The organism is Hymenobacter jejuensis, from assembly GCF_006337165.1.
GTDB classification, from domain to species: Bacteria; Bacteroidota; Bacteroidia; order Cytophagales; family Hymenobacteraceae; genus Hymenobacter; species Hymenobacter jejuensis.
In genome coordinates this window covers 2376359-2397340 of the sequence record NZ_CP040896.1, presented here as the reverse complement: position 1 = coordinate 2397340, position 20982 = coordinate 2376359, and the positions used below count along the sequence as shown (strand labels likewise).

Annotated in this window: 20 protein-coding genes; 10 read left to right on the top strand and 10 right to left on the bottom strand. The window is 56.4% G+C overall.

Going from position 1 to position 20982, the window contains the following annotated elements:
* The first annotated feature begins 9 nt into the window (after positions 1-9).
* Positions 10-1002: a porphobilinogen synthase gene (hemB, locus tag FHG12_RS09785; protein ID WP_139515558.1), complete on the top strand. Its 993-nt coding sequence runs from the start codon at positions 10-12 to the stop codon at positions 1000-1002.
* 91 nt (positions 1003-1093) lie between these two features.
* On the opposite strand, the gene FHG12_RS09780 is transcribed toward hemB, so the two are convergent.
* The 4 genes from FHG12_RS09780 to FHG12_RS09765 all read right to left on the bottom strand — a co-directional run bounded on the left by FHG12_RS09780 (position 1094) and on the right by FHG12_RS09765 (position 4956).
* The gene (locus tag FHG12_RS09780; protein ID WP_165699360.1) at positions 1094-1675 is read right to left on the bottom strand and encodes a phosphatase PAP2 family protein; all 582 of its coding nucleotides are present in this window, start codon (positions 1673-1675) and stop codon (positions 1094-1096) included.
* A gap of 155 nt (positions 1676-1830) precedes the next feature.
* Complete coding sequence (locus FHG12_RS09775) at positions 1831-2535, bottom strand: phosphatase PAP2 family protein (protein ID WP_139515556.1); 705 nt, start codon at positions 2533-2535, stop codon at positions 1831-1833.
* 265 nt (positions 2536-2800) lie between these two features.
* Positions 2801-3409 (bottom strand): phosphatase PAP2 family protein, encoded by a 609-nt coding sequence (locus FHG12_RS09770; protein WP_230471352.1) that lies wholly within the window; start codon positions 3407-3409, stop codon positions 2801-2803.
* A 194-nt stretch (positions 3410-3603) separates the two neighbouring features.
* The gene (locus FHG12_RS09765; protein ID WP_139515554.1) at positions 3604-4956 is read right to left on the bottom strand and encodes an APC family permease; all 1353 of its coding nucleotides are present in this window, start codon (positions 4954-4956) and stop codon (positions 3604-3606) included.
* A gap of 266 nt (positions 4957-5222) precedes the next feature.
* Between FHG12_RS09765 and FHG12_RS09760 the strand changes: the two genes are divergently transcribed.
* From FHG12_RS09760 to FHG12_RS09745, 4 genes are all read left to right on the top strand, one after another.
* A complete protein-coding gene (locus tag FHG12_RS09760; RefSeq protein WP_230471351.1) occupies positions 5223-6089 on the top strand; it encodes a cation diffusion facilitator family transporter in 867 nt (288 codons plus the stop codon).
* Positions 6090-6118: 29 nt separating this feature from the next.
* Positions 6119-7336 carry an amine oxidase gene (locus tag FHG12_RS09755; protein ID WP_139515552.1) on the top strand — a complete coding sequence of 406 codons (1218 nt, stop codon included), beginning with the start codon at positions 6119-6121 and terminating at the stop codon, positions 7334-7336.
* 5 nt (positions 7337-7341) lie between these two features.
* A complete protein-coding gene (locus FHG12_RS09750) occupies positions 7342-8079 on the top strand; it encodes a phospholipase D-like domain-containing protein (RefSeq protein ID WP_139515551.1) in 738 nt (245 codons plus the stop codon).
* Positions 8080-8169: 90 nt separating this feature from the next.
* A complete protein-coding gene (locus FHG12_RS09745; RefSeq protein ID WP_139515550.1) occupies positions 8170-8664 on the top strand; it encodes a methylated-DNA--[protein]-cysteine S-methyltransferase in 495 nt (164 codons plus the stop codon).
* 3 nt (positions 8665-8667) lie between these two features.
* On the opposite strand, the gene FHG12_RS09740 is transcribed toward FHG12_RS09745, so the two are convergent.
* The gene (locus FHG12_RS09740) at positions 8668-9555 is read right to left on the bottom strand and encodes an alpha/beta hydrolase (RefSeq protein WP_139515549.1); all 888 of its coding nucleotides are present in this window, start codon (positions 9553-9555) and stop codon (positions 8668-8670) included.
* 210 nt (positions 9556-9765) lie between these two features.
* Between FHG12_RS09740 and FHG12_RS09735 the strand changes: the two genes are divergently transcribed.
* Positions 9766-10488 (top strand): tetratricopeptide repeat protein, encoded by a 723-nt coding sequence (locus FHG12_RS09735; protein ID WP_139515548.1) that lies wholly within the window; start codon positions 9766-9768, stop codon positions 10486-10488.
* A 77-nt stretch (positions 10489-10565) separates the two neighbouring features.
* Entirely contained in the window at positions 10566-11306 is a 741-nt protein-coding gene (locus FHG12_RS09730; protein ID WP_165699359.1) for a porin family protein, read from the top strand.
* Between the two features lie 120 nt (positions 11307-11426).
* Here FHG12_RS09730 and FHG12_RS09725 read toward each other — a convergent pair whose 3' ends face one another.
* Positions 11427-13910, bottom strand: coding sequence for a M4 family metallopeptidase (locus tag FHG12_RS09725; RefSeq protein WP_139515546.1), 2484 nt, complete (start codon positions 13908-13910; stop codon positions 11427-11429).
* A 283-nt stretch (positions 13911-14193) separates the two neighbouring features.
* Here FHG12_RS09725 and FHG12_RS09720 point away from each other — a divergent pair, with 283 nt between their 5' ends.
* The gene (locus FHG12_RS09720) at positions 14194-14994 is read left to right on the top strand and encodes an SDR family oxidoreductase (RefSeq protein WP_139515545.1); all 801 of its coding nucleotides are present in this window, start codon (positions 14194-14196) and stop codon (positions 14992-14994) included.
* Positions 14995-15086: 92 nt separating this feature from the next.
* Here FHG12_RS09720 and FHG12_RS09715 read toward each other — a convergent pair whose 3' ends face one another.
* Both FHG12_RS09715 and FHG12_RS09710 read right to left on the bottom strand, forming a co-directional pair.
* Positions 15087-15962 carry an ATP-grasp domain-containing protein gene (locus FHG12_RS09715; protein WP_139515544.1) on the bottom strand — a complete coding sequence of 292 codons (876 nt, stop codon included), beginning with the start codon at positions 15960-15962 and terminating at the stop codon, positions 15087-15089.
* Positions 15963-16062: 100 nt separating this feature from the next.
* Positions 16063-17376 carry an amidohydrolase gene (locus FHG12_RS09710; RefSeq protein WP_139515543.1) on the bottom strand — a complete coding sequence of 438 codons (1314 nt, stop codon included), beginning with the start codon at positions 17374-17376 and terminating at the stop codon, positions 16063-16065.
* Between the two features lie 120 nt (positions 17377-17496).
* Between FHG12_RS09710 and FHG12_RS09705 the strand changes: the two genes are divergently transcribed.
* Positions 17497-18138 (top strand): phosphatase PAP2-related protein, encoded by a 642-nt coding sequence (locus FHG12_RS09705; RefSeq protein WP_139515542.1) that lies wholly within the window; start codon positions 17497-17499, stop codon positions 18136-18138.
* Between the two features lie 13 nt (positions 18139-18151).
* Here FHG12_RS09705 and FHG12_RS09700 read toward each other — a convergent pair whose 3' ends face one another.
* The gene (locus FHG12_RS09700; protein ID WP_139515541.1) at positions 18152-18937 is read right to left on the bottom strand and encodes an SDR family NAD(P)-dependent oxidoreductase; all 786 of its coding nucleotides are present in this window, start codon (positions 18935-18937) and stop codon (positions 18152-18154) included.
* Between the two features lie 108 nt (positions 18938-19045).
* On the bottom strand, positions 19046-19861 hold the full coding sequence (locus FHG12_RS09695; protein WP_139515540.1) for a phytanoyl-CoA dioxygenase family protein: 816 nt from the start codon (positions 19859-19861) through the stop codon (positions 19046-19048).
* 191 nt (positions 19862-20052) lie between these two features.
* On the opposite strand from FHG12_RS09695, the gene FHG12_RS09690 reads away from it, so the two are divergent.
* Positions 20053-20859, top strand: a complete 807-nt coding sequence (locus FHG12_RS09690) for a WG repeat-containing protein (RefSeq protein WP_139515539.1) — start codon at positions 20053-20055, stop codon at positions 20857-20859.
* Positions 20860-20982: the final 123 nt, after the last annotated feature.

The following is a 20982-nucleotide window of genomic DNA, read 5'->3' as shown; positions in this document are numbered from 1 at the left end:
AGATAGCTGATGTCCATTATTCCAACCCATCGCCCCCGGCGCAATCGTAAGTCTGAAGTTATTCGCAACATGGTGCAGGAAACGAACCTCACCGTGCACGATTTTATTTACCCCATTTTTGTCACCGAAGGCCAGAATCAACTGGTAGAAGTGAAGTCGATGCCGGGCATTTTCCGCTACTCGCTCGACCGCATCATTGACGAAGTGGGAGCCTGCGTAGAGCTGGGGGTCAAGTCTTTTGCACCATTTCCCCAGATCAACGACGAATTAAAAGACCGGCTGGCCCGCGAAAGCGCCAACCCCGACGGCTTGTATTTGCGCACGGTCTCGGAGATCAAGCGTCACTTTCCGGAAGTGGTGCTCATGACTGATGTGGCCATGGATCCCTATAGTTCCGACGGCCACGACGGCGTAGTGGATGCAGAAAGCGGTGAAATTCTGAACGATGCGTCGCTGGAAGTGCTGGGCCAAATGGCCCTGGCGCAGGCCCGCGCCGGCGCCGACGTAATTGCGCCATCCGACATGATGGACGGCCGCGTCGCCTGGATTCGTGATGTGCTCGACCGCAACGCGTTTTCGCATGTGAGCATCATGAGTTACACGGCCAAATACGCCTCGGCATTCTATGGTCCTTTCCGCGATGCGCTGGGCTCGGCCCCCAAGAAAGGCGACAAGAAAACCTACCAGATGAACCCCGCCAACCGCCGCGAAGCCCTGCGTGAGCTACGCCTCGACGAGGCAGAAGGTGCTGATATGGTGATGATTAAGCCTGCCCTAAGCTATTTGGATATCATTCGGGAAGTGCGCGATAACACCACCTTACCCGTGACGGCCTACAACGTATCGGGGGAGTATGCAATGGTGAAAGCAGCCGCTCTCAACGGTTGGGTTGATGGCGAACGCACAATGATGGAGGTGCTCATGAGCATCAAGCGCGCCGGCGCCGACGCCATCTTAACCTATTTCGCGAAGGAAGCCGCACAGGTATTGCGGCGCGGCTAAGAAACAGTTTACAAAAAAGCCCCACCTGCTACAGTTGCTGTAGCAGGTGGGGCTTTTTGTAGCAATCTAATTATCAAGTAATTACCTATTTTTAATTTCCGTGAAGAACGTATGACAGAATACTTTTTATTCCATCGAATGTTTCGCCGAGCTGGTAGGTAAGCAGGAAAATGCCGGCGTAAAACGGCCCCGGATAACGTTGTCCCCAGCGCAGGAGCGGGTCGAGCAGGTGCTTGTGCAGGGTCAGCCAAACTACCAGGCTGGTCACTCCGATACCTACTATACCGCCCGCCAACATATCGGAAGGATAATGCAGTGACATAAACAGGCGCGGCAAGCACACCACTACCAGCACATAGAGCAGCGCCAGCAGCCCGTAGCGCCGCGAAATCGCCCAGAAACCTGCTACCAGCGCAAAAAACATGGTCGCGTGGTCGCTTGGGAAGGAACTGGCGTCGTTAGAAGTGGTTTTTCTGTCGACGGTGTAGGGGGTGACCAGATGCATCTCGGTGTTGTCCATGGGGCGCGGGCGGCCCGGAAACACCCGAATCAACACCTTGGTAACGGCCATCGACAGCAGACAGCCGACCAGCAGCGCCACGATCACGTTGCGGGTGCGGGCAACATCCGGCTGAGGCCGAAACCATAGCCACCACATAAAGAAAGCTAGCACGCCTCCCTTCAGCAGATGACTGCCGCTCAGAAAGGCTACAAAAGAATCAAACTTTAATGATTTGTGAACCAATGTGTTAACCGATTCCAGAATAACTCTATCAAACGTAAAAAGTGGTAGCATAGGCAAGTGCGTCGCGGATCGTAAAAGAAAAACTAATGGGTACCGAACACAGCATGTAGCAGCACGCGCACGTCGTTAAACATGGCCCCCACTTGGTAGGTAAACAGGAACAAACCCATGTAAAACGGGCTCGGGTAACGCTCGCCCCATACCAGCACGCGCGCAAATACGTGTTCGTGCAGCCAAGGACGGTTGGTGATCCACACAGCCACCACCCCAATTAGGCCGCCCACCAGCAAATCAGAGGGAAAGTGCACGCCTAGGTACAGGCGAGGGAAGCTAATGAACAGTAGCACATACGCCGCGACTGCCCAGCCCAAGCGACGGGAAATAAAGAAAAAACCCGTTGCCAGCGCCCAAAACAGCGTGGCATGGTCGCTGGGAAAGGAATTGGTGTCGTTGGAATCGGCAGGAATCTCACCGCGTACCGTTTTCAGGTGGAGTTCGGCCACGTGCAAGGGCCGGTCGCGGTAAGGCGCTACGTGTGTGATGGTACGCGTGACGGCCATACCCAGCAGGCATCCCGTCAAGGTAGCTAATAGTACGCGCTGCGCAGGCGCGCAGCCCGCAGCAGCGTCTTTGCACTGGAACCACACCCACCACACCAAGGCCATAAGCACACCGCCCTTGACCAAATCGGAGTAGCTAAGGAAATTTATAAATTCATCAAGGTGCTTCGACTGATTTACCAGCCGGTTCACCCCCAGAATGATTTCGCGGTCAAAGGCATTAACCATGGAGATAAGCGCATGTTGTATTGTAAAAGACCAAATCTATACAATTATATTCACATTTTTACACAAGCAATTAACATTAATTTAATACTCGATATGATTACGGAAGTCTCTATCCTTTTGCATAAAACTAATGTGCAGCGCTCCAAACTAACTACTTCTTGATCAGAGTTCTATAACCTTGACGCTCAATGCAAAACAGCCGATCTTCGTCCATTTAAATGGCGAAAATCGGCTGCTAAAAGGAGGGCCGGGCAGCAGGATGTGCTCAGTGCCGATGAAACAAGAAGCTCAGGATAGAGCGAGTACTTTCGAACATATCCGTAACCTGGTAAGTCAGAAGGAATAAGACTGAGTAGAGAAACTCGGGGCGGGGCTCGCTCCACTGCAACAAGGGCTGAAAAAGGTGGCGCCGCACCCACGCCAGATTTGCAATCGTAACGGCAGAGGCCCCAATGAGCCCGCCCACTACAATATCGCTGGGATAGTGCAGCCCGAAATACATGCGCGGCAGGCAAATTACAATCAGTACGTAAGCGAGCACGGCAAACCCCAGCCGTCGCGATAAGAAGAAAAACCCAGTGCTCAAGGCCAGAAAAAGGGTGGCATGATCGCTGGGGAAAGAGGTAACATCTTTAAAGCCAGGATTATACAAAGACGGATGAATTTTCATATTCAACTCCGTATTGTAGATAGGCCGCTGGCGCTCGGGCATTACGTTGACAAGTACGCGCGTAGAGAACATGGCCAGCAGGCTGCCCACCAACGTGGCCAGCAATACCTGGCGCACCCGCACCTTGCTCACTTCATTCCGGCGAAACCACAACCACCAGACCAACACCATCAGCACCCCGCCCTTCAGAGGTTTGCAATACATGATAAAGTCTAGGGTTTTGTTAAATTCTCCGAGGGGTTCTACAAAGCGGTTAAGAAAGAGTAAGATCTCGCGATCAAAAGCGTTAATCATTCACGTTACAATTGCAGGTGCGCGGTACAGGGTAAAACCACGGCATAGTCTGGCAAAAGAACAAAATAACACTTGGAATTTTATAATTATTAATACCAAGAGCCCTAAAACGGCCACTGGCGCCGGCTACGGCTCCACAAAAGAAAAGCCAGCACCCCGAAGGCAATCACCACGAGCCCCGATGCCATAAATTGCAATCCCGTGCTCCAGAAAATCAGCAGCCAGACGGTAATGGCAATGAGCACCGGCGCCGGGTAGAGCGGCATTCGGAAGGGTAATTGGGCCGCTCCTAGTCGGCGGCGTAGCAACAGCAGCCCAACTGCTTGGCCCACAAACTGGACTAAGATGCGCATAGCCAAGATGGCGCTGATCACTTCCGAGAGCTTGAACAGCAGGCTGAAGACAAAGCCAATGCCGCCCAAAATCAGCAACGACACGTGCGGAAACTGCTTGGTGGGGTGCACTTTAGCAAAAATCGGCAGAAACTCGCCGTCGGCGGCCGCGGCATACGGGATGCGCGAATATCCCAGCAACACCGCAAACAAGGAGGCAAATGCCACCCACAGTACTAAGCCGGTGGCCACTTTGGCCGCGGTAGCGCCATAAAGCCGCTCTACAAACGTGCTGACGATAAACTTTGAGTGCATGGCTTCCTGCCACGGAATAACGCTGCCCACGCTCCAATTGAGCAACAGATACAAGGTCATTATCCCCAGGATGCTCAGCAAAATACTGCGCGGAATAAGTCTCTGAGGATCACGCACTTCTGCACCCAAGTGACACACATTGTAGTAGCCCAGATAACTGTAGATGGTTTTGACTGCCGCTTGCCCCATCGCAGCGGAGAGCAACACGCCGGGTAGCGCCGAAAAGCCGCCCGCCGGCAGCCACGCCACCGGATGCGTTGCATAGGTGACGCCGCCCACGATCAGCCAGCCCATCAGGCCCAGCACCCCCAGCCACAGCATCACCCCAAGGCGCCCGATGGCCTCGATGCGGCGGTAGAGCAGCGCAATCAGCGACAGCACCACCCCCCCCGAAACCAGCTTGGGCTGCCACCATTGGGTAAGCGGCACGAGGTAGCCGAAGTATTGGGCAAAGCCAATGGCCCCGGAGGCCACCACCAGCGGTGCCTGCACCAGCGTTTGCCACACATACAGAAACGACATCAGCCGGCCCCATTTATGCTCACCGTAGGCCAGCTTCAGAAAGCGGTAGCTGCCACCGGCTTCGGGATATGCCGCCCCCAACTCCGACCAGATCAGGCCGTCGACGATGGAAAGGCCGGCGCCTACCAGCCACGCCAGCAGAAAATAAGGTCCCATAAATCCCATCACCAACGGCAGGGTCACGAAGGGCCCAATGCCCACCATATCGATCATGTTGAGGGCCGTGGCCTGCACCAGGCCCAGGTTGCGGCGTAAGGTTGGGGGTGACGAGGCGTTGAGGTCGGTCATAGGCGATGAAAGGTAACGCAGCAGAAAGGCAAAAGAACAAAACTCCCGACCTAGTCGGGCTGAGGTGCTTAAAGCGCGCCTGCCCCGCAATTGTTCGATCGAGAAACCCAGCGAAAGGACGGCAAAAGCTCGGCAGTTCCAACCCCTGGCCGCGTGGCTGCGTACGGAAACGTTGGATCAAAGAAGTTATGGCTGGAGAACACTCATCAAAACTTGCCATTTACGGGGCCATCGGAGCCAATGTGGCAATCGCAATTTCCAAATTTGTGGCAGCGTTCATTACGGGCAGTTCGGCAATGCTTTCCGAAGGCATTCACTCGTTGGTCGACAGCGGAAACGGCTTGCTGATCCTGTTGGGTGTCAACCAAAGCGAAAAACCCGCCGACACGCGCCACCCCTTCGGCCGCAGCAAAGAGTTGTATTTCTGGTCGTTGATAGTGGCCATCCTGGTGTTTTCGGTGGGCGGCGGCATGTCCTTTTACGAAGGCATCGAACACTTACGTCACCCCGCTCCCATCACCGATCCCACCTGGAATTACGTAGTACTGGGCCTGTCAATGGTGTTTGAAGGCATTTCGTGTTTTCTGGCGTTCAAGGCCTTCAATCAAGACCGCGGCGACGCGGGCTTCTGGGAAACCTTGGGCCGCAGCAAAGACCCTTCGGTATTTGCCATCCTGATGGAAGATCTGGCCGCTCTCCTGGGCTTGGTCATTGCGCTGGCCGGCGTGTTTTTTGGGCACTTGCTCAACAACCCTTACTTCGACGGTGGCGCTTCCATCTGCATCGGCGTATTGTTGGTAGCAGTAGCTATCTTTCTGATTTACAAGACAAAAGCCTTGTTGATTGGGGAAGGTGTGGACGAAGAAACGCTCAAGGCCCTGCAGGCGATTGCGCATGCGCAGCCCGCTGTAGAGCAAGTTCGCCCCCCGCTTACTTCCTATTTGGGCCCGAAAGACGTCGTGCTCGCCCTCGATGTGCAGTTCCGCCGCAACCTTTCGGCGCAGGAGGTGGAAAAAGCCGTCGACGACTTACAGGATGCCATCCGGGCCCGTTACCCCGAGTTTAAACGTATCTTCATAGAGGCCAAGGCCTTATCACAAAAGGAGCGCGCCGGAGCTACAACCGTGGGGTAGTTGTTGGGCCTCCCAAATGTTATTTCCCTATGGCAAATCTGACTACGCATCAAAGCCCTTTTCATTCGTTCTGGATGGCCGGTTTTGAATGCACCGACCAACTAAATGCTTTTGGCAATCGCGTTGATTTTCTGACGCTTACCGGCCACCTGCAACTGTTGCACGAAGACTACCAGCGCCTCAACCAGTTTCACATCCGTACGGTACGCGAAGGCATTCGCTGGAGCCAAGTAGAAAAGCAGCCGTATCAGTACGACTGGAGTACCGTACAAACCCTACTTGACGCCGGGCAAGCCCTTGGCGTTCAGCAAGTTTGGGACCTGTGCCATTTTGGCTACCCCGACGACCTGACGCCGCTGCACCCCATGTTTGCCCGTCGCTTTGGCGCATTGTGCCGGGCTTTCGTCGATTTTTACCGCTCGCAACGGCCTGACGATGTGCTCATTGTGACGCCCATCAACGAAGTCAGCTTTATGTCATGGCTTGGCGGTGACGTGCGCGGCACCTCGCCGTACTGCGTGGGCCAAGGCTGGGAAGTGAAGTACGGCCTGATGCGCGCCTACATCGAAGGGGTGGCCGCGTTGCGCGAAGCCGATCCCAGCATTCGCATCATGACCACCGAGCCGCTCATCCACATCGCGGCCCGGCCCGGTGCCAGCCGCACTACCCGGCAGCGCATGGCCGAGTACACCGACCACCAGTTTCAGTCGATCGATATCTTGGCCGGACGGCTTTGCCCTGAATTAGGCGGCAAGTTGGAATACATTGATATTCTGGGCTTTAACTTCTATTACGACAACCAGTGGATGCTCGACCCCTACGAGCGAATCGGGTGGGCCGATCAGCCTGCTCACCCACAATGGAAGCCCTTGCGCCAACTGCTCCTGATGGCGCACCAGCGCTACAGCAGCCCCATTGTGTTGTCGGAGACCAGCCACCCCGGCGTCGACCGGCCCAAGTGGCTCAATTACGTGGTGCAAGAATGCGCGGCGGCGGTGCAGCAAGGCGTGCCGTTGCAAGGCGTGTGCCTCTACCCCATCATCGACCGCCCCGACTGGGATTTTCTGGATAACTGGCATCGTTCGGGCCTGTGGGACGCTGAGTTGCGGCCCGACGGACCGCCCCACCGCGTGCTGCATCAGCCCTACGCCGAGGCCTTGCTGCTGGGGCAACAGCAAATGGCGGCGGCATTGGAGGCGGCCACTCGCCGCGACCGGCCGTCGAAGCGTCCGCTTTCCGTATCTTAGGTCGCATGAGCAAGCTTCCGGCCGTTTCCCTTGCCGACGATCTTCTTCGTCGGTTTCAGCAGGCTTTTGCCGATAGCACCCTAACCGCTGCCGAAGCCCAAGATCTTCGGCAGCGGTTGGCAGCGCACGGCCAGCAAGGCACCGATCCGGCGGAGCTGCGGCACCAAGTATTCCGGTTGGCCCGCGACCGCTTCAATACGTTTCAGGACAAAGCCGTGATTGAATGGTTGGAGGCAGCCAGTGCGCTGCTTTTGCCTTCGAGCCCACCGCAACCTGCTCATTCTGAAGTCTATTTCAGTCCCGGCACGGCGTGCGTGGAAGCTATTCAACGGTTTATTGAACAGGCGGCGCACCGGCTAGATGTGTGCGTGTTTACCATTTCCGACGACCGCATCACCGACGCACTGCGCAGCGCACACCGGCGCGGTGTGGCCCTGCGCCTGCTCACCGACAATGATAAGCTGCACGACCGCGGCTCCGATGTGCAGCAATTACAGGCGGCCGGGATTACGGTGCGCATCGACCGGACTGACAATCACATGCACCACAAATTTGCAGTAGCCGACAACCGCTCTATCCTGACGGGCAGCTACAACTGGACGCGCTCGGCGGCGGCCGTCAACCAGGAAAACATGCTCATCACCGATGACTCTGCCATTGTGCAACGCTACGCCAGCGAATTTGCCCGCCTGTGGGAAAGCATGGCCGATTATGAAGGCAGCAACGAATCAGATATAATATAATTATCTAATAATCAATCACTTATGTTATATCTAATTCATAAACTCAAAAGTTACTCAGGACGTCCTAGCGAATTACTAAATAGCTTCACTATGACTTCGCTCGCTACTGCATTTCTGTCTTCGCCGGTTGGGCTGCTGGAACTGCGGGGCTCCGAAGCAGGCTTGTCGGCGGTGCTGTTTCGGGAGGAAGGCCATGCTGCTGTCACGCCCGACCGTGACTTACCCACGTGCTTGCGGGAGGTGGCCCGCCAGTTGCAGGCCTACTTCGGACGTGAACTGCGCGACTTCCAACTGACTTACGACCTCCTACAAGGTACTGATTTTCAGCGCCGCGTGTGGGCTGCGCTGCCAGGCATTGGGTATGGGCACACGGCATCTTATCTGGACGTGGCCAAACTGCTGGGCAATCCGGCGGCTGTGCGCGCGGTGGGGGCGGCCAACGGCCAGAATCCGCTGGCGATTGTACTGCCTTGCCATCGGGTGGTAGGCGCCAACGGCCAGCTTACGGGGTATGCCGGTGGCTTGGCGCGCAAGCGCTGGCTGCTCGATCTGGAAAACCCGCCGATACAGGGCCAGTTGTTCTGATCTCTACTGGCTGGCAGCCCCGACAAAAGGCAGTAATTGCTTGTAGATCACATTGTTCTGCCAATACAACTGCAACACCATCGGAATGTGCTTTTTGCCGGGCAGCACCGTAAAGCCCGGTTGAAACCCCAACTCCTGTAGGCGTTTGCGGAACTCGGCGCTGCTGTTTTTAATAGACGGATACGTGTCGCCGCCCACGAACATCAGAAACGGTGGGCTACTGGCAGTCAGATGATAATACGGTGATACCGAGCGCCATACCTGCTGGTTGTGGCCGAAGGGGACGAGGTATTGCGCGTCGCCGGGGTATTCCATTTTCTGAAGATACGTGTACATGTTCAGGCCCGCTGGGTCGTCGAGAATGGCGCCGCGGACGGGGTTTGTTGCCAGCCCTAGCTTGGCAAATAGCTCATTGTCAGTAGCCAGCAATGCCGCCAAGCCGGCACCCGCCGAATGGCCCATCACAAACAAGCGGCTTGGGTCGCCGCCGTATTCGCCGATGTGCTGCCGCGTCCATTGCACCGCGTGGGCGCAGTCGGCGGCCATAGCCGGCACTTCAACAGTTGGGGCCAGCCGATAATTGATGATCACTGCTACCACGCCTTGCTTGGCTAAGCGTCGTCCAATGAAAGAATACGTGTTTTTGTCGCCGCTGTTCCAGCTGCCGCCGTGAATAAACACGACCACCGGACGGGGCGCCGCCGACTTGCGCGGAGCGTACACATCGAGCCGGTGGCGCTCGGCATCGAACTCGGATGCAGTGGTGGCGAGGTACGCGATGTCGCGGGTGCGGCGGCTAGGCCGCGCAGTGGCATATTCACCAGAGGCAAGCAGCAGAAATACCCCGAGCACCGAAGCCACCGACAGAACCAAAAAGCGGAAAGAAAACATTAGCAACTTGTGTAAAAGGCAGCGCCCGAAGCGAACGACATGGGATATACTGGCAGAATGGGCAAACGGATTGCGTTGCTCCTTGCCACAACGTTTGCCCAGAACGGGTGGGGTTCGCCGGAGTTGCCTTGCACGCCCTATCTTTGCTTAGGACGCTTTCTCTTGTTTGCTCAGCCCTCTTTTATTGGTCTCTCTTCCGCTTATTGCTCCATGAAAAAACTGTTGCTGCTCCCCTTTCTGGCTTGCCTACTGCTGCTGGCACCTCCGGCTCACGCCCAACGCAAAAGCAAAGTAAAAGTCAAGTCGGGCGCCACTCTGGAGGCGGCCAGCCGCCTGCAACCCTTGTTTGGCGGGGCCACCGTAGCGCAGGCCGAACAACTCGTCGGGACGGCTTTCTTGGCCGACATCGAGCGCAGCTTTGCTTCCCGCCCCGAAGCCAGCAAGTTCTTTGCCGACAAAGGCTTTGAGTATCTCGCTGAGGGAAAGATAGATACGGCGGCGTATCGTTTTAACCTCGCGTGGCTGCTCGATCAGAAAAACGCGGCGGCGTACCGCGGCTTGGGCATTGTGGCGAGCCGTGGCACCACGCCCGACCAGTCCATTGCCCTGCTGACCCAGGGGCTGGCGCTGGCTCCCAACGATGCGGCTTTGCTCGGCGATTTGGGCGCCAGCTACCTCATTCGCTTTGAACAAACCAAGAAGAAAAAGGACCTGACTACTGGAGTGGAATTTCTGCAAAAGTCGTTGGCTGCCGACCCATCCAACGCCCTGAGCTGGCAACAATTGGCGCGGGGCTACTACTTGCAAGAGGATTATGCCAAGGCCTGGGAAGCCGTGCACAAAGGCCAGAACCTGAGCATGAGCAGCATCGATTTTGCGTTTATCGGGGAGTTGCTGGCCAAGCAACCCGATCCGCAGGGCACTTTCAAATAAAAATCGCGAAGTGAACGTTTGGTAACAGCTGCGCCTTAACAGGCGTATTCTTAGGCTTCCACCTAATGCTTCTACCTGTGATCAGACGTCATCTCCTTCCGGCTTTGCTCTTTGTGAGTCTGCTGGTTTCTTATTCTGCCTCTGCCCAAACTAGTCCTGAGCGCCGCAAGCGCTATTTCAGCAACTCTGGTCGGCCCTACCACCGTGGTCCGTTCCGCATCACCCTCGGGGGTGGCGTGGGGCTGTACAACGGCGATTTAGGCGGCCCGAGCTATAGCTTCCCCGGCCCGGCCGTTTCGTTGGGCGGCTTGTACCTGATTCGTCCGCAACTGGCAGTAGGCGGCGAATTTTCTTATTTCAAGCTTGGCTCCAAGGATAAAGCAACGGAGCGCAACTTGGCTTTTACAAGCAAGAACGGCTCAGCCGTGGGCTTCCTGCGCTACGAGCTGTTCCGCGACGAGGGTGAGTACGCTTCGCCGCGCTCTCCTATTTCGCTCATAAAACCGTACGTAACGGCCGGCGGCGGCTTCATCTTTTACGACCCTAAGTCGTACATCGGGCCGAAGCGAGCCGACGCAAACACCAACTTCCGCTCGCCGGAGCGCAACGATTATCCGGCCACGGCCTGGGTTGTGCCCGTGGGCTTTGGCATCGCGTTCCGGGTTTCGCCCAAGATAAACATCACGCCAGAAGCCACTTACTACTTTACCTCAACGGACTTCCTCGACGACGTTAGCTCAAAAACGGAAGGCTATTCCAAGCACAAGGACGGCTATGGCCTCTTGCAGGTGAAGCTGGAATACGCGCCCTGGCATTAAGCTAAGCAGCAAAAGCACTCTGCTTTCATAAGTTTTTGATTATTAAATACTTATCTATAATAAAAAAGGCCCGTCATACGACGGGCCTTTTTCGTGGGTGGAAGGGAGGAAGGGTGGGTGTTATTGTTTTACGAAGCGCTGGTGGAACACCTTCTGTCCGTCGCTGACGGTGAGCGTGTACAAGCCTTTTGCCAGACCCGAGATGTTCAGGCTGCCTTTGCCATCGTAGCTGAAGCCGGCGGCTTTGGCACCGCGCACGTCGGTTACCTGCACCGATACGGCCGCGCCGTTGTTGGGCAGCGTCAGGTACAGTTGGTCGGTGGCGGGGTTCGGATACACTTCCAGCGATTTGGCGATTTCGTTGCTCAATTGCGCGTCGCTCGTAACGCGCACGGCAGCCACGTTGCCAGCAAGAGCTGCACCGCCCGTGATGGCGAGCGTGTAGTCTTCCGTTTCGCCGTAGCTGTAGGCGTTGCAGCTCGCAGTAGCCGAGGCATCGCTCATGATGATGCGCATGCGGGTATTGCCGGTTTTGGCCGTGGTAGGAACGGTGAAGGTTGCCGACAATGTACCGCTGCTCGACGATGAACCCGACACCACCAGTTCACCCGAGTCGGTGAAGAGGCCGTTTTGGTTGTAGTCGATGTACACTTTCCAGTATTCGGTGTAGGCCGTAGAAGCAAAGCCAGCGCTGAAGTTGATGGTCTGCGAAGAGCCAGCGGCTACCGAAGTGCTGGTGGCCGTGCCGTTGTAGTAGCCGGCATCAGCCCCCGAGGTGCGGGCAATGGTACCCAGCTTCACATAGTCGATCCATTCGTAGGCCGTGCTGTTGCCTTTCGAGGTGCAATACGTAACAGTAGGCGGAGGTGTGGTGCCGCCACTGCTGTAAGCAGCCCCTACCCCAACGGCATACCAGGCATTGGTAGTAGCGATTACTTGCGCCGAGCCTGCACCAAACAAGTCGGTAGCGGCCTGAATGGTATACGTGCGAGCCGAAGCATAATTGCTTGATGCTGTGAGGTATACACTTTCAGCGCGGAACGCGATTTTAGCGGCATCGGTGATGCCTTGGCCGGTTACGCTGTAGGTGCCGCCGCCTTCGTTGGTACCGCTTTTACCTACCGCCAGAATGTAGAACCAGTGATTGAGTACGCCGCTGTTGGTGTGCACGCCCCCCTGGTCGTTGGCGTTGGATGGCGTAGTCGCCAGCGGTGCCCAGTACTGCCCTTTGTAGTAAGCTGGTTGTCCTTCCGACTTCGGATCGCTCATGGAGCGCAACGCGCCACCGGCTTTCATGATGTCTTCGCCGATGAGCCAAGTGCTCTTGGTAAGGCCGTAGCGAGCGGCATTGTACTGCTCGACGCAGGCACCCCAGATATCCGAGAAGCCTTCGTTCAGCGCCCCCGACTCGTTGGCATAGGTCAGGTTAGCTGTTTTTTCGCACACCGCGTGGCCGATTTCGTGACCGCACACGTCCAATGCTGTCAGCGGCTTGAAGGTAGCAGCTCCGTCGCCGTAGGTCATTACCGAGCCGTTCCAGTACGCGTTTTCGTAGCCTTTACCGTCGCCGGGCGTGTCGTCGAAGTGCACATAGCTCTTGATTTTAGCGCCGGCGTTGTCGTAGCTGTTGCGGGCAAATACGTCCTTCCAATAATCATAGGTTGCTTGGGCACCAAAGTGCGCGTCGCCGGCCACGTTGTCGTAGTTGGCGTTGTTGTATTCAGTCCAACTGTTGTCGGCGTCGATGAAGTCGGTTGCGGAAGTGTAGCTGCTGCCCTTCTTGCAGTTGTAGGTTTCTACGCCCAGGCCACGGGTGTATTCGCGCAAGCGGTAGCCCCCGGTGGTAGTTTCGTTGGCCAGCGAACGAGTGCCGCTGTAAGCCGTTGCAAATGTGGCGGTTGCGGCGGTATGCTTGATGATATCATCTTGCATCACTACTTCGCCGGTGTGGGCATCTACGTAAATGTAGGCGCGGCTCACGGGCTGCTGTGCGTAGATGTTAAATTTCCAGGCCAGCACTGCCTCGCCTTTGTCCTTGCCGTTTTTGGCGGCTTGGCTGCGCACAATCACTAGTTCACCCTGGGGCTTGTAGGTCGCGGAAGGGTTGTTTTCCTGCTCTTTCAGGCCGGCTTCTTCGGCGGCATCCTGCCACATATACTTTTTCGCGCCTACAAAGCTCAGCGCCCGTTGGAGCGCCGCGGCCTGATCGAGCGAAGGCGTAGTGTCGAGCTTTTTGATGCGCTCGTACTTGCCGCTCAGCCCTTCTACAGTTCCTTTGCGGGCATGTACCGAGTAGGCCGCGTGTTCGACCTTGATGCCCCGATAATATTGGTTGTATTTCTCATGAACGAAACCCAGATCGTCGGTTTCCGTTTTGGCTTGCAGCATCTGGTCGTCCGCGGAGAGTTCCAGCTCGTCGGTCAGGGCTTTTTTACCTTCACTTTGCTTATAGGGATTCGTGTCGCCGCGATACTGCACCAATACGAGCGATCCATCTTCGGCCAGCTCGCGTTGGGCCGCGTGTTTGGCGTTTTGTGCCTGTGCCCCAAATTGGGCCAGACCACCGAGCATCAATAAAGCTACGGCAGAGTACTTTTTTGTCATACGGATTGGTTTGGTTTTGGAAAGGGATGGTACGGAACCCAGATCGCTCCGGGGGTGACCAAATTAATAATTTTTTAATCTGCAAAGCTTTTCGATTGCAAATTTTTCAATATAAAGTCCTGATAACTGTGAATACCGAAAATTATATATAGAAAATATGTTATTATATATTGCTCATTATCAACGCATATATCTACTTATTCTGCGTTTCCTTCAATAAACGCTGTACATACAGCAGTAAAAAACGGACAAAATTTTATACAATACTTAGAACGTCCCATACATGGCATTTTCTGAATTTTTGAACAAACGCTGGAGCTTGCAAGGCCAAGTGGCTCTTGTAACTGGCGCTTCTAAGGGCATTGGGGCGGCCGTTGCCGAGGAATTACTGCATTTCGGGGCCACGGTGGTGGCCGTCGCTCGCACGCCGGAAGCTCTGAATACGCAAGTAGCTCAATGGCAAGCACAAGGCCTTGATGCTCATTCGTTTGCAGCCGACGTAAGCCAAGCAGAAGCTCGTAGGGAGTTGATGGCATTTGTGCGCAGCCGCTGGCCGCACTTGCATATACTCATCAACAACGTGGGCACCAACGTCCGCAAGCGCACCACCGATTACAGCCCCGACGAATACCGGATGCTAATGGCCACTAACCTGGAATCGGCTTTCGCGCTGTGCCAAGACGCGCATTCGTTGCTGAAGGCCGCTGGCAGCAGCAGCATTGTCAATATTGCCTCGGTGGCTGGGTTGCAGCACGTGCGCACCGGCGCTATTTATGGCATGACCAAAGCTGCCATGTTGCAGCTCACCCGCAACCTAGCCGTGGAATGGGCTCCGGATGGCATTCGCGTCAACACGATTGCTCCTTGGTACATCCGTACGCCGCTGGCCGAAAGCGTGCTGAAAAACCCCGAATTTCTACAAAGCGTACTCGATCGTACCCCGCTCAACCGCGTAGGCGAACCCGAAGAAGTAGCCGCCGCCGTGGCATTTTTGTGCCTGCCCGCTGCCAGCTACATCACCGGCCAAAACCTGAGCATCGACGGCGGCTTTACGGTCAACGGGTTTCACCCCGGCCCGTTCTGATCTGCCTCTATGCAAGAAAAACCGCTGCGGCATCACTCCTTTACCAGAAGTGATGACGCAGCGGTTTTTATAATACTTTGATTATCAACAAATTAACTCACAAGCTCTAACAATCCAGCTTCGTATCGCTCCAAGGCACCTTTGGCAGAATCGAGGTAGAGGAAAGGTTCGATAAGCTCCAGCTCCATCAGGAAAAACTCTCCACCGGCTTGTACGCCATCGACGCGGGCGTAGAGGCAGCCTAGAGCGAAACGCGCCACAATGTCGTCGGCCACGCGGCGCAAGGATTCCGGCGCCTCCTGCGGCTCAATGCCACCGCCCAAATAGTGCTGCACTCGAAAATCGCCGGATTTGGGCGTTTTGAGTACACAATGGCTATACCGGCCGCCCAAATAAATAAACGACCATTCGCCTTCGCTCTGAATTTCGGGCAGAAACGGCTGCGCCAAAAAGTCCTCGGCGGCCAGCAGCGCCGTGATGTGCGCGGCTTGATCGGCGGCTTCTTCGGGGTTGAAGGCGAACGTGTTTTTGGAGCCGCCGCTCACGGCAGGCTTTACGATCAGCTGCTCGGTTTGGAAGGTGTTGAACAAGGTATCGGGCTCGAAGGAAGTACCTCGCTCCAGCCAACGCGTAGGCACAATGCGGACGCCAGCGCGTTCTAAATCAAGCAGATACTTCTTGTCGGAATTCCAGCGCACGACCTCTACGGGGTTGAGCAACTGCACGCCCAAGTGCCGCAACTTATCGAGCCAGGCGTAAAATTCCTGCACCCGATCGAAATAATCCCACGGCGACTTGAGCACCACCGCGTCGTAGCGGCGCCAGTCAACGGCCGCGTCCGTCCAGATCTCAAAGGTTACCGCGTGGCCTTTGGCCCGCAGAAAATCGGCCAGCAGCGCGTCTTCGTCCTCGACGTGGGCAGCGGTGTAAAGCGTTATGGGTTCGTAGGTAACTAAAGCGAAGTTCACGGTTGGCAACTGAGTTGAAAATGCAATGACTAACTATCTGTGTATCTGATGCTTATCGAAATTTTCATAAACATCAGATCTGCAGATAGTTGCATAAGGGTTATTTTTTGAGCGCCAAATAATCAGCCGCCATAGTTGCCAGCGTTTTGACGCCCAGCGTCAGGCCGCTTTCGTCAATGAAGAAACCGGCGGTGTGGTGTGGCGCTGTTTCCGTCGGATTTTTTCCTTTGGTCATGCCGCCTACAAACACAAACAAGCCCGGTACTTTCTCCTGAAAGAAGGCAAAGTCCTCGGCGCCGGTGACGGCTTTCTGCTCCACTACGTGTTCGGCGCCGGCCACGGTGCGCAGCGTAGGCAGCATGCGCTCCATCAGGCGCGGATCGTTGTAGGTAACGGGGGCGTAGTTTTCAATGCTGACTTCGGCCGTGGCACCGGCACTTTCGGCAATGTTGGTGGCCGTGCGGCGGATGTTGGCCCAGATTTTCTGCTGCATATCCTTGCTCAGCGTTCGGATGGTGCCAGTCAGCTCCACCTGCTCCGGAATGATGTTGTTGCGCACACCGCCGTGCACCATGCCCACCGTGATGACGGCCGCATCCTGCGTAAGTTCGGTCTGGCGGCTGACGATGGTTTGCAGGCCCATGATGATCTGGGCTGCAGTTACCACAGGGTCCACGCTCAGCCAGGGGTACGCGCCGTGAGCCGATTTGCCTTTCACCGTAATGTTAAAGACATCGGAGCTGGCCATTTCGCCTCCGGACCGATATTTCAGCGTCCCGACCTCCGTTTGAGCGTTGATGTGCACCCCAAAAATGGCGTCAACTTTGGGGTTGTCCAGCGCACCTTCCTTGGTCATCAGGCGGGCGCCGCCTTCTACTCCGGGCAGCGAGCCTTCTTCGGCCGGCTGAAAAATAAACTTAACCGTGCCCGGCAAATCCTTCTTCACTTGGTTGAGCACTTCGGCCGCGCCCATGAGCATGGCTACGTGCGTGTCATGGCCGCAGGCGTGCATCACGCCTACTTGCTGCCCGTTGTAAGTGGTCATCACCTTGGAGGCGAACGGCAGCGCGGCGCTTTCTTTGACCGGCAGGCCGTCCATGTCGGCGCGCAGGGCCACCACGGGGCCGGGCTTGCCGCCCTTCAGAATGCCGATCACCCCCGTGCGTGCCACGCCGGTTTGCACTTCGAAGCCTAGGCTTTTGAGGTGGGCCGCAATGATGCCGGCCGTGCGAGTTTCCTGGTTACCCAGCTCCGGATGCTCGTGAATATCGCGGCGCCACCCGATTACTTTGGCTTCTTCCTGCGTAGCCAGCTTGGCAATACGGGCGTCGAGGGCGGCATTTTGGGCGTGCGCCTGGGGTGCTAACGTGCTGGCCAGCAAAGTGGTGGCCACAGCAATAGAGAATGGTTTCATAAGGTCTGGAGAGCGTTGAGGCAACGGGCAAGGTACAATGACGGACGCATTTGACCACAACCCGAAATTAGCGTCCTACTTTTGCAGGGCGGCTTACTTTTCGGCCCGGATTACCACTACATGCCCACTTCCACTCAATCGGTTTCTTCTTCGGCGGCCTGGACCCAGGCTTGGGCCCGGCCTGACTTTCGGGTTCGTTTCCTTGTGGTTTCCGTGCTGCTGGTGGTGCTGGCCGTTACCATCCCCTATTTCTTTGCTTTGATCCAAGCACGGCCGGGCGTAGTGCTCCCCGATCCGGTGCTGGCCCGGCTGCCTGCCCACGATGTATCGGAAGTGACCTTTGCCGTGATTTACTTGAGCATCACGGCCGGCCTTGCCCATCTGATTACGCGCCCGCAGGCTTTGCTACGGGTGATGTGGGCTTACCTGCTGCTGCACTTGATCCGCATCGGCATGCTCTGGCTGCTTCCCCTCGACCCACCTACAGGCCTGGTGCTGCTCCACGATCCGTTGGTAGATTACTTTTTTTATTCCTCGCCCGCGCCGATTACCAAAGATTTGTTTTTCTCGGGTCACACGGCCACCGCAGTGCTGCTGACCCTAGGCGTGCGGCAGCGGTCGTTGCAACGCTGGCTGCTGCTTGCCACGGTGGCCGTGGGCTTTTTGATCTTGGTGCAGCACGTGCATTACACCTACGATGTGCTGGCGGCGGTGCCGTTTACTTGGTTCAGCTTTTGGCTGGCCGGAAAGCTTACCAGTTGATGCTCAAAAACATCTACTTCAGGTGCTTCTCGTAAATGCCGGCCGCAATTTTCTCGGTAACGGCTTTCGGGACGAAGCCGGTGAGCGTGGCCGATATCTTGTTCAAAGCCCCCGGTATCAGCTCCGCTTCGCCGGCAAACAGGGCCGTTACAGCGGCTTTGGCCACTTGCTCCGGCGTCATGGATACTTTGTTTGAGACTTCCTGCAAGCTAGCGCTCATGCCGGCCCGGTTGGCAAAATCGGTGGTGGTAGCGCCGGGGCTCAGGCACGTAACCGACACCGGCGAATCGCGCAGCTCGTAGCGCAGCCCGCGGGTGAAGGACAACAGAAATGCCTTGCTGGCCGCATACAGCGTTAGGGTGGGCACGGCTTGGTAGGCGGCCGTGCTGGCCACGTTCAAGACATATGCCTTAGGCTGACGGCGCAGGCTCGGCAACAAAGCATGCGTCAGGGCTACGGGCACCATCATGTTGATTTGCAGCATGTTCTGCTGCTCTTCCAACGACAGCTCCTCAAAACGGCCCCACAAGCCATACCCGGCATTGTTCACCAACACCGCCAGATCCTGGGCTTGCGAGCTAGCCCAAGCGGCAAGGCGCGCAGCAACGTCCGGCGCAGCGAGGTCCAGGGCTAGTACGTGCGCTTGCACGCCGTGCTGTTGGCGCAGCTGGGCCGCTACTTTCTCCAGGGCATCTTCGGAGCGGGCTGTGAGCAACAGGTTGTAGCCGCGCCGCGCCAGCTCGGTAGCAATGGCCTGCCCAATTCCGCGAGAAGCACCGGTTACAAGAGCATATGCCATGTCGAGATTTGAACGTTGAATGCTTGAAAAGATATTAATACAAATGCTTGATTATCAATTATTTATAATAATTGATAATCAAGCATTCAAGATTGTAGCTAGGCCACCTTATTTCACTAAGTGCAGAAAGCGCAGGTAAAAAGGCGTGGGGCTGTCCTGGGTTTTGGGCTCGTACTTGCCCGCGATGATGGGCACGTACATCACGCGGCGGCGCGACGCTTCGCCTACTAGCGGCGACCGGGCCACGCGGTGCCACATCCGGCCGTCGTGCACGGTCAGGTCGCCGGGCTCGGTTTCGACGGCAACTTCGTTGGGGTCGGAACCCACGTCTTTGTAATACTTCTTGCGGAAGAGCAGGTCGCGCAGGCTTTGGTGGTGCGTGCCGGCCAGCAGGCGCAAGCCGCCGTTGGTGGCCGGAGTGCCGTCGAGGTGCACGCCTACGTTGAGCATCGGCCCGATGCGCTTGCCGTAAAACACGTCGCGCAGCGAATCGGTGTGCCAGCCCATCTGTGAAAACTCGCTGCCCGTTACGTTCACGTAGTGATTGATGACGAGGCCGTCTTTTTCGTTTTCACCTACCCGACCGCCGGGGGCTTCGAGCAGCGGAAACAACGATTGGAAGCGCGGGTCTTGCAAAAATTCGTGCAGCACGGGGCTGTAGTGCGAGGCAAAAGCGAAGCGCTGTACGATGCGCGCGCCATCGACATCTTTTCCGTATTTGATGGGCACGCCGTTGACTTTCACTACACCTTGTGCCAACCACTGCTGTTGCACTTCCTGGGAGGCGCGCAGCAGTTGCTGCACCGTTTCGGGGGAGATAAAAGCCCGGAAGTGTAGAAAACCGTATTGATTAAAGAAGGCCAATTGCTCGGGAGTCAAGCTATTGCCTAACGTAAAGCGCGGATATTGCTGGAGTGATGACATGATAGAACTCTCGTAAACGCCTATCCAAGCGGCGGGCAAAGATAAGCAAGCTACCCCACCGGATACTATCCCTGCACAAATCGATCCGATTGGCCTTGCAAAAAGCAAGTTTTGCTGCCACCTGGTGAAGAACGCGTGAATCAACCGCCAGACCGTGCTGCGTGTTTTGAGAGTTGCGTAACTTGGCCTCAATGCCTGGGTTCCGATTCGCCTTTCCGTTTGGCCAAGTAACTGCTTTTTTGCTTAGCGTATTGCTGCTAATCAGCGAGTTATCGTATGCCCAAACGGCAGCCTCGCGGCTGATTCCGTTTCGGCGCGGCGACAAATGGGGGTACGCCGACCGGAGCCGGCACTTGGTGTTGCCGCTCCAATACGACGAGGCCGGCCCGTTTGTAGGCGAGGTAGCCTGGGTGCGTCAAGGCGACCGCTACGGCTACATCGACGGCAGCGGCCATGCCCTCACGCCGGTGCAGTACACGCAAGCCTCTACTTTTCAGGGCGAACGCGCAACCGTCACGCTCAACAGCGAAACATTCGACATCTCGACCAGCGGCGTGCGCCTCACTGAGCCCGCGCCCGCTGCCCCCGACGAAGATTACCTGTCGCAAGGCGATGTGGTACGCCGCAACGGCAAAGTCGGCTTTCGCTTTACCGTCGGAACGGCCTCTATACCAGCTGAATACGACGAGATCAGAGAAAATTACAGCGGCCTGCTCTTCGTGCGGCAAGGCGCGAAGTGGGGCGTTATTAACAGCAAAGGCAAGGTGGTGCAGCCCCTCACGTTCGACGCCATCCGGGCCGATGAAAAAACCGGCTTTCTGCTGCCCGTCGTGGCGCGCGACGGCCTCTTTGGCTACCTCGACGAGAAAGGTGGTCTGCTGGTCGAGCCGCAATATCGCGCGGCCGAGCCGTTCGTCGGCAATGCGGCCCGCGTCGTAACGCTGGCCGGTAAGGTCGGCTACATCGACGCCCACGGCACGGAGTTTTTTGAGGACTAATCAGCCGGCCCAGTAGCTTTCGCAAGCCACGGCTCGTGACGCGTCTACTAGCGCAATTTTTCTATATTCAGGCAATTACACTTACGCCTTAACGAATTTGCCTCGATTCATAATTAACTCATA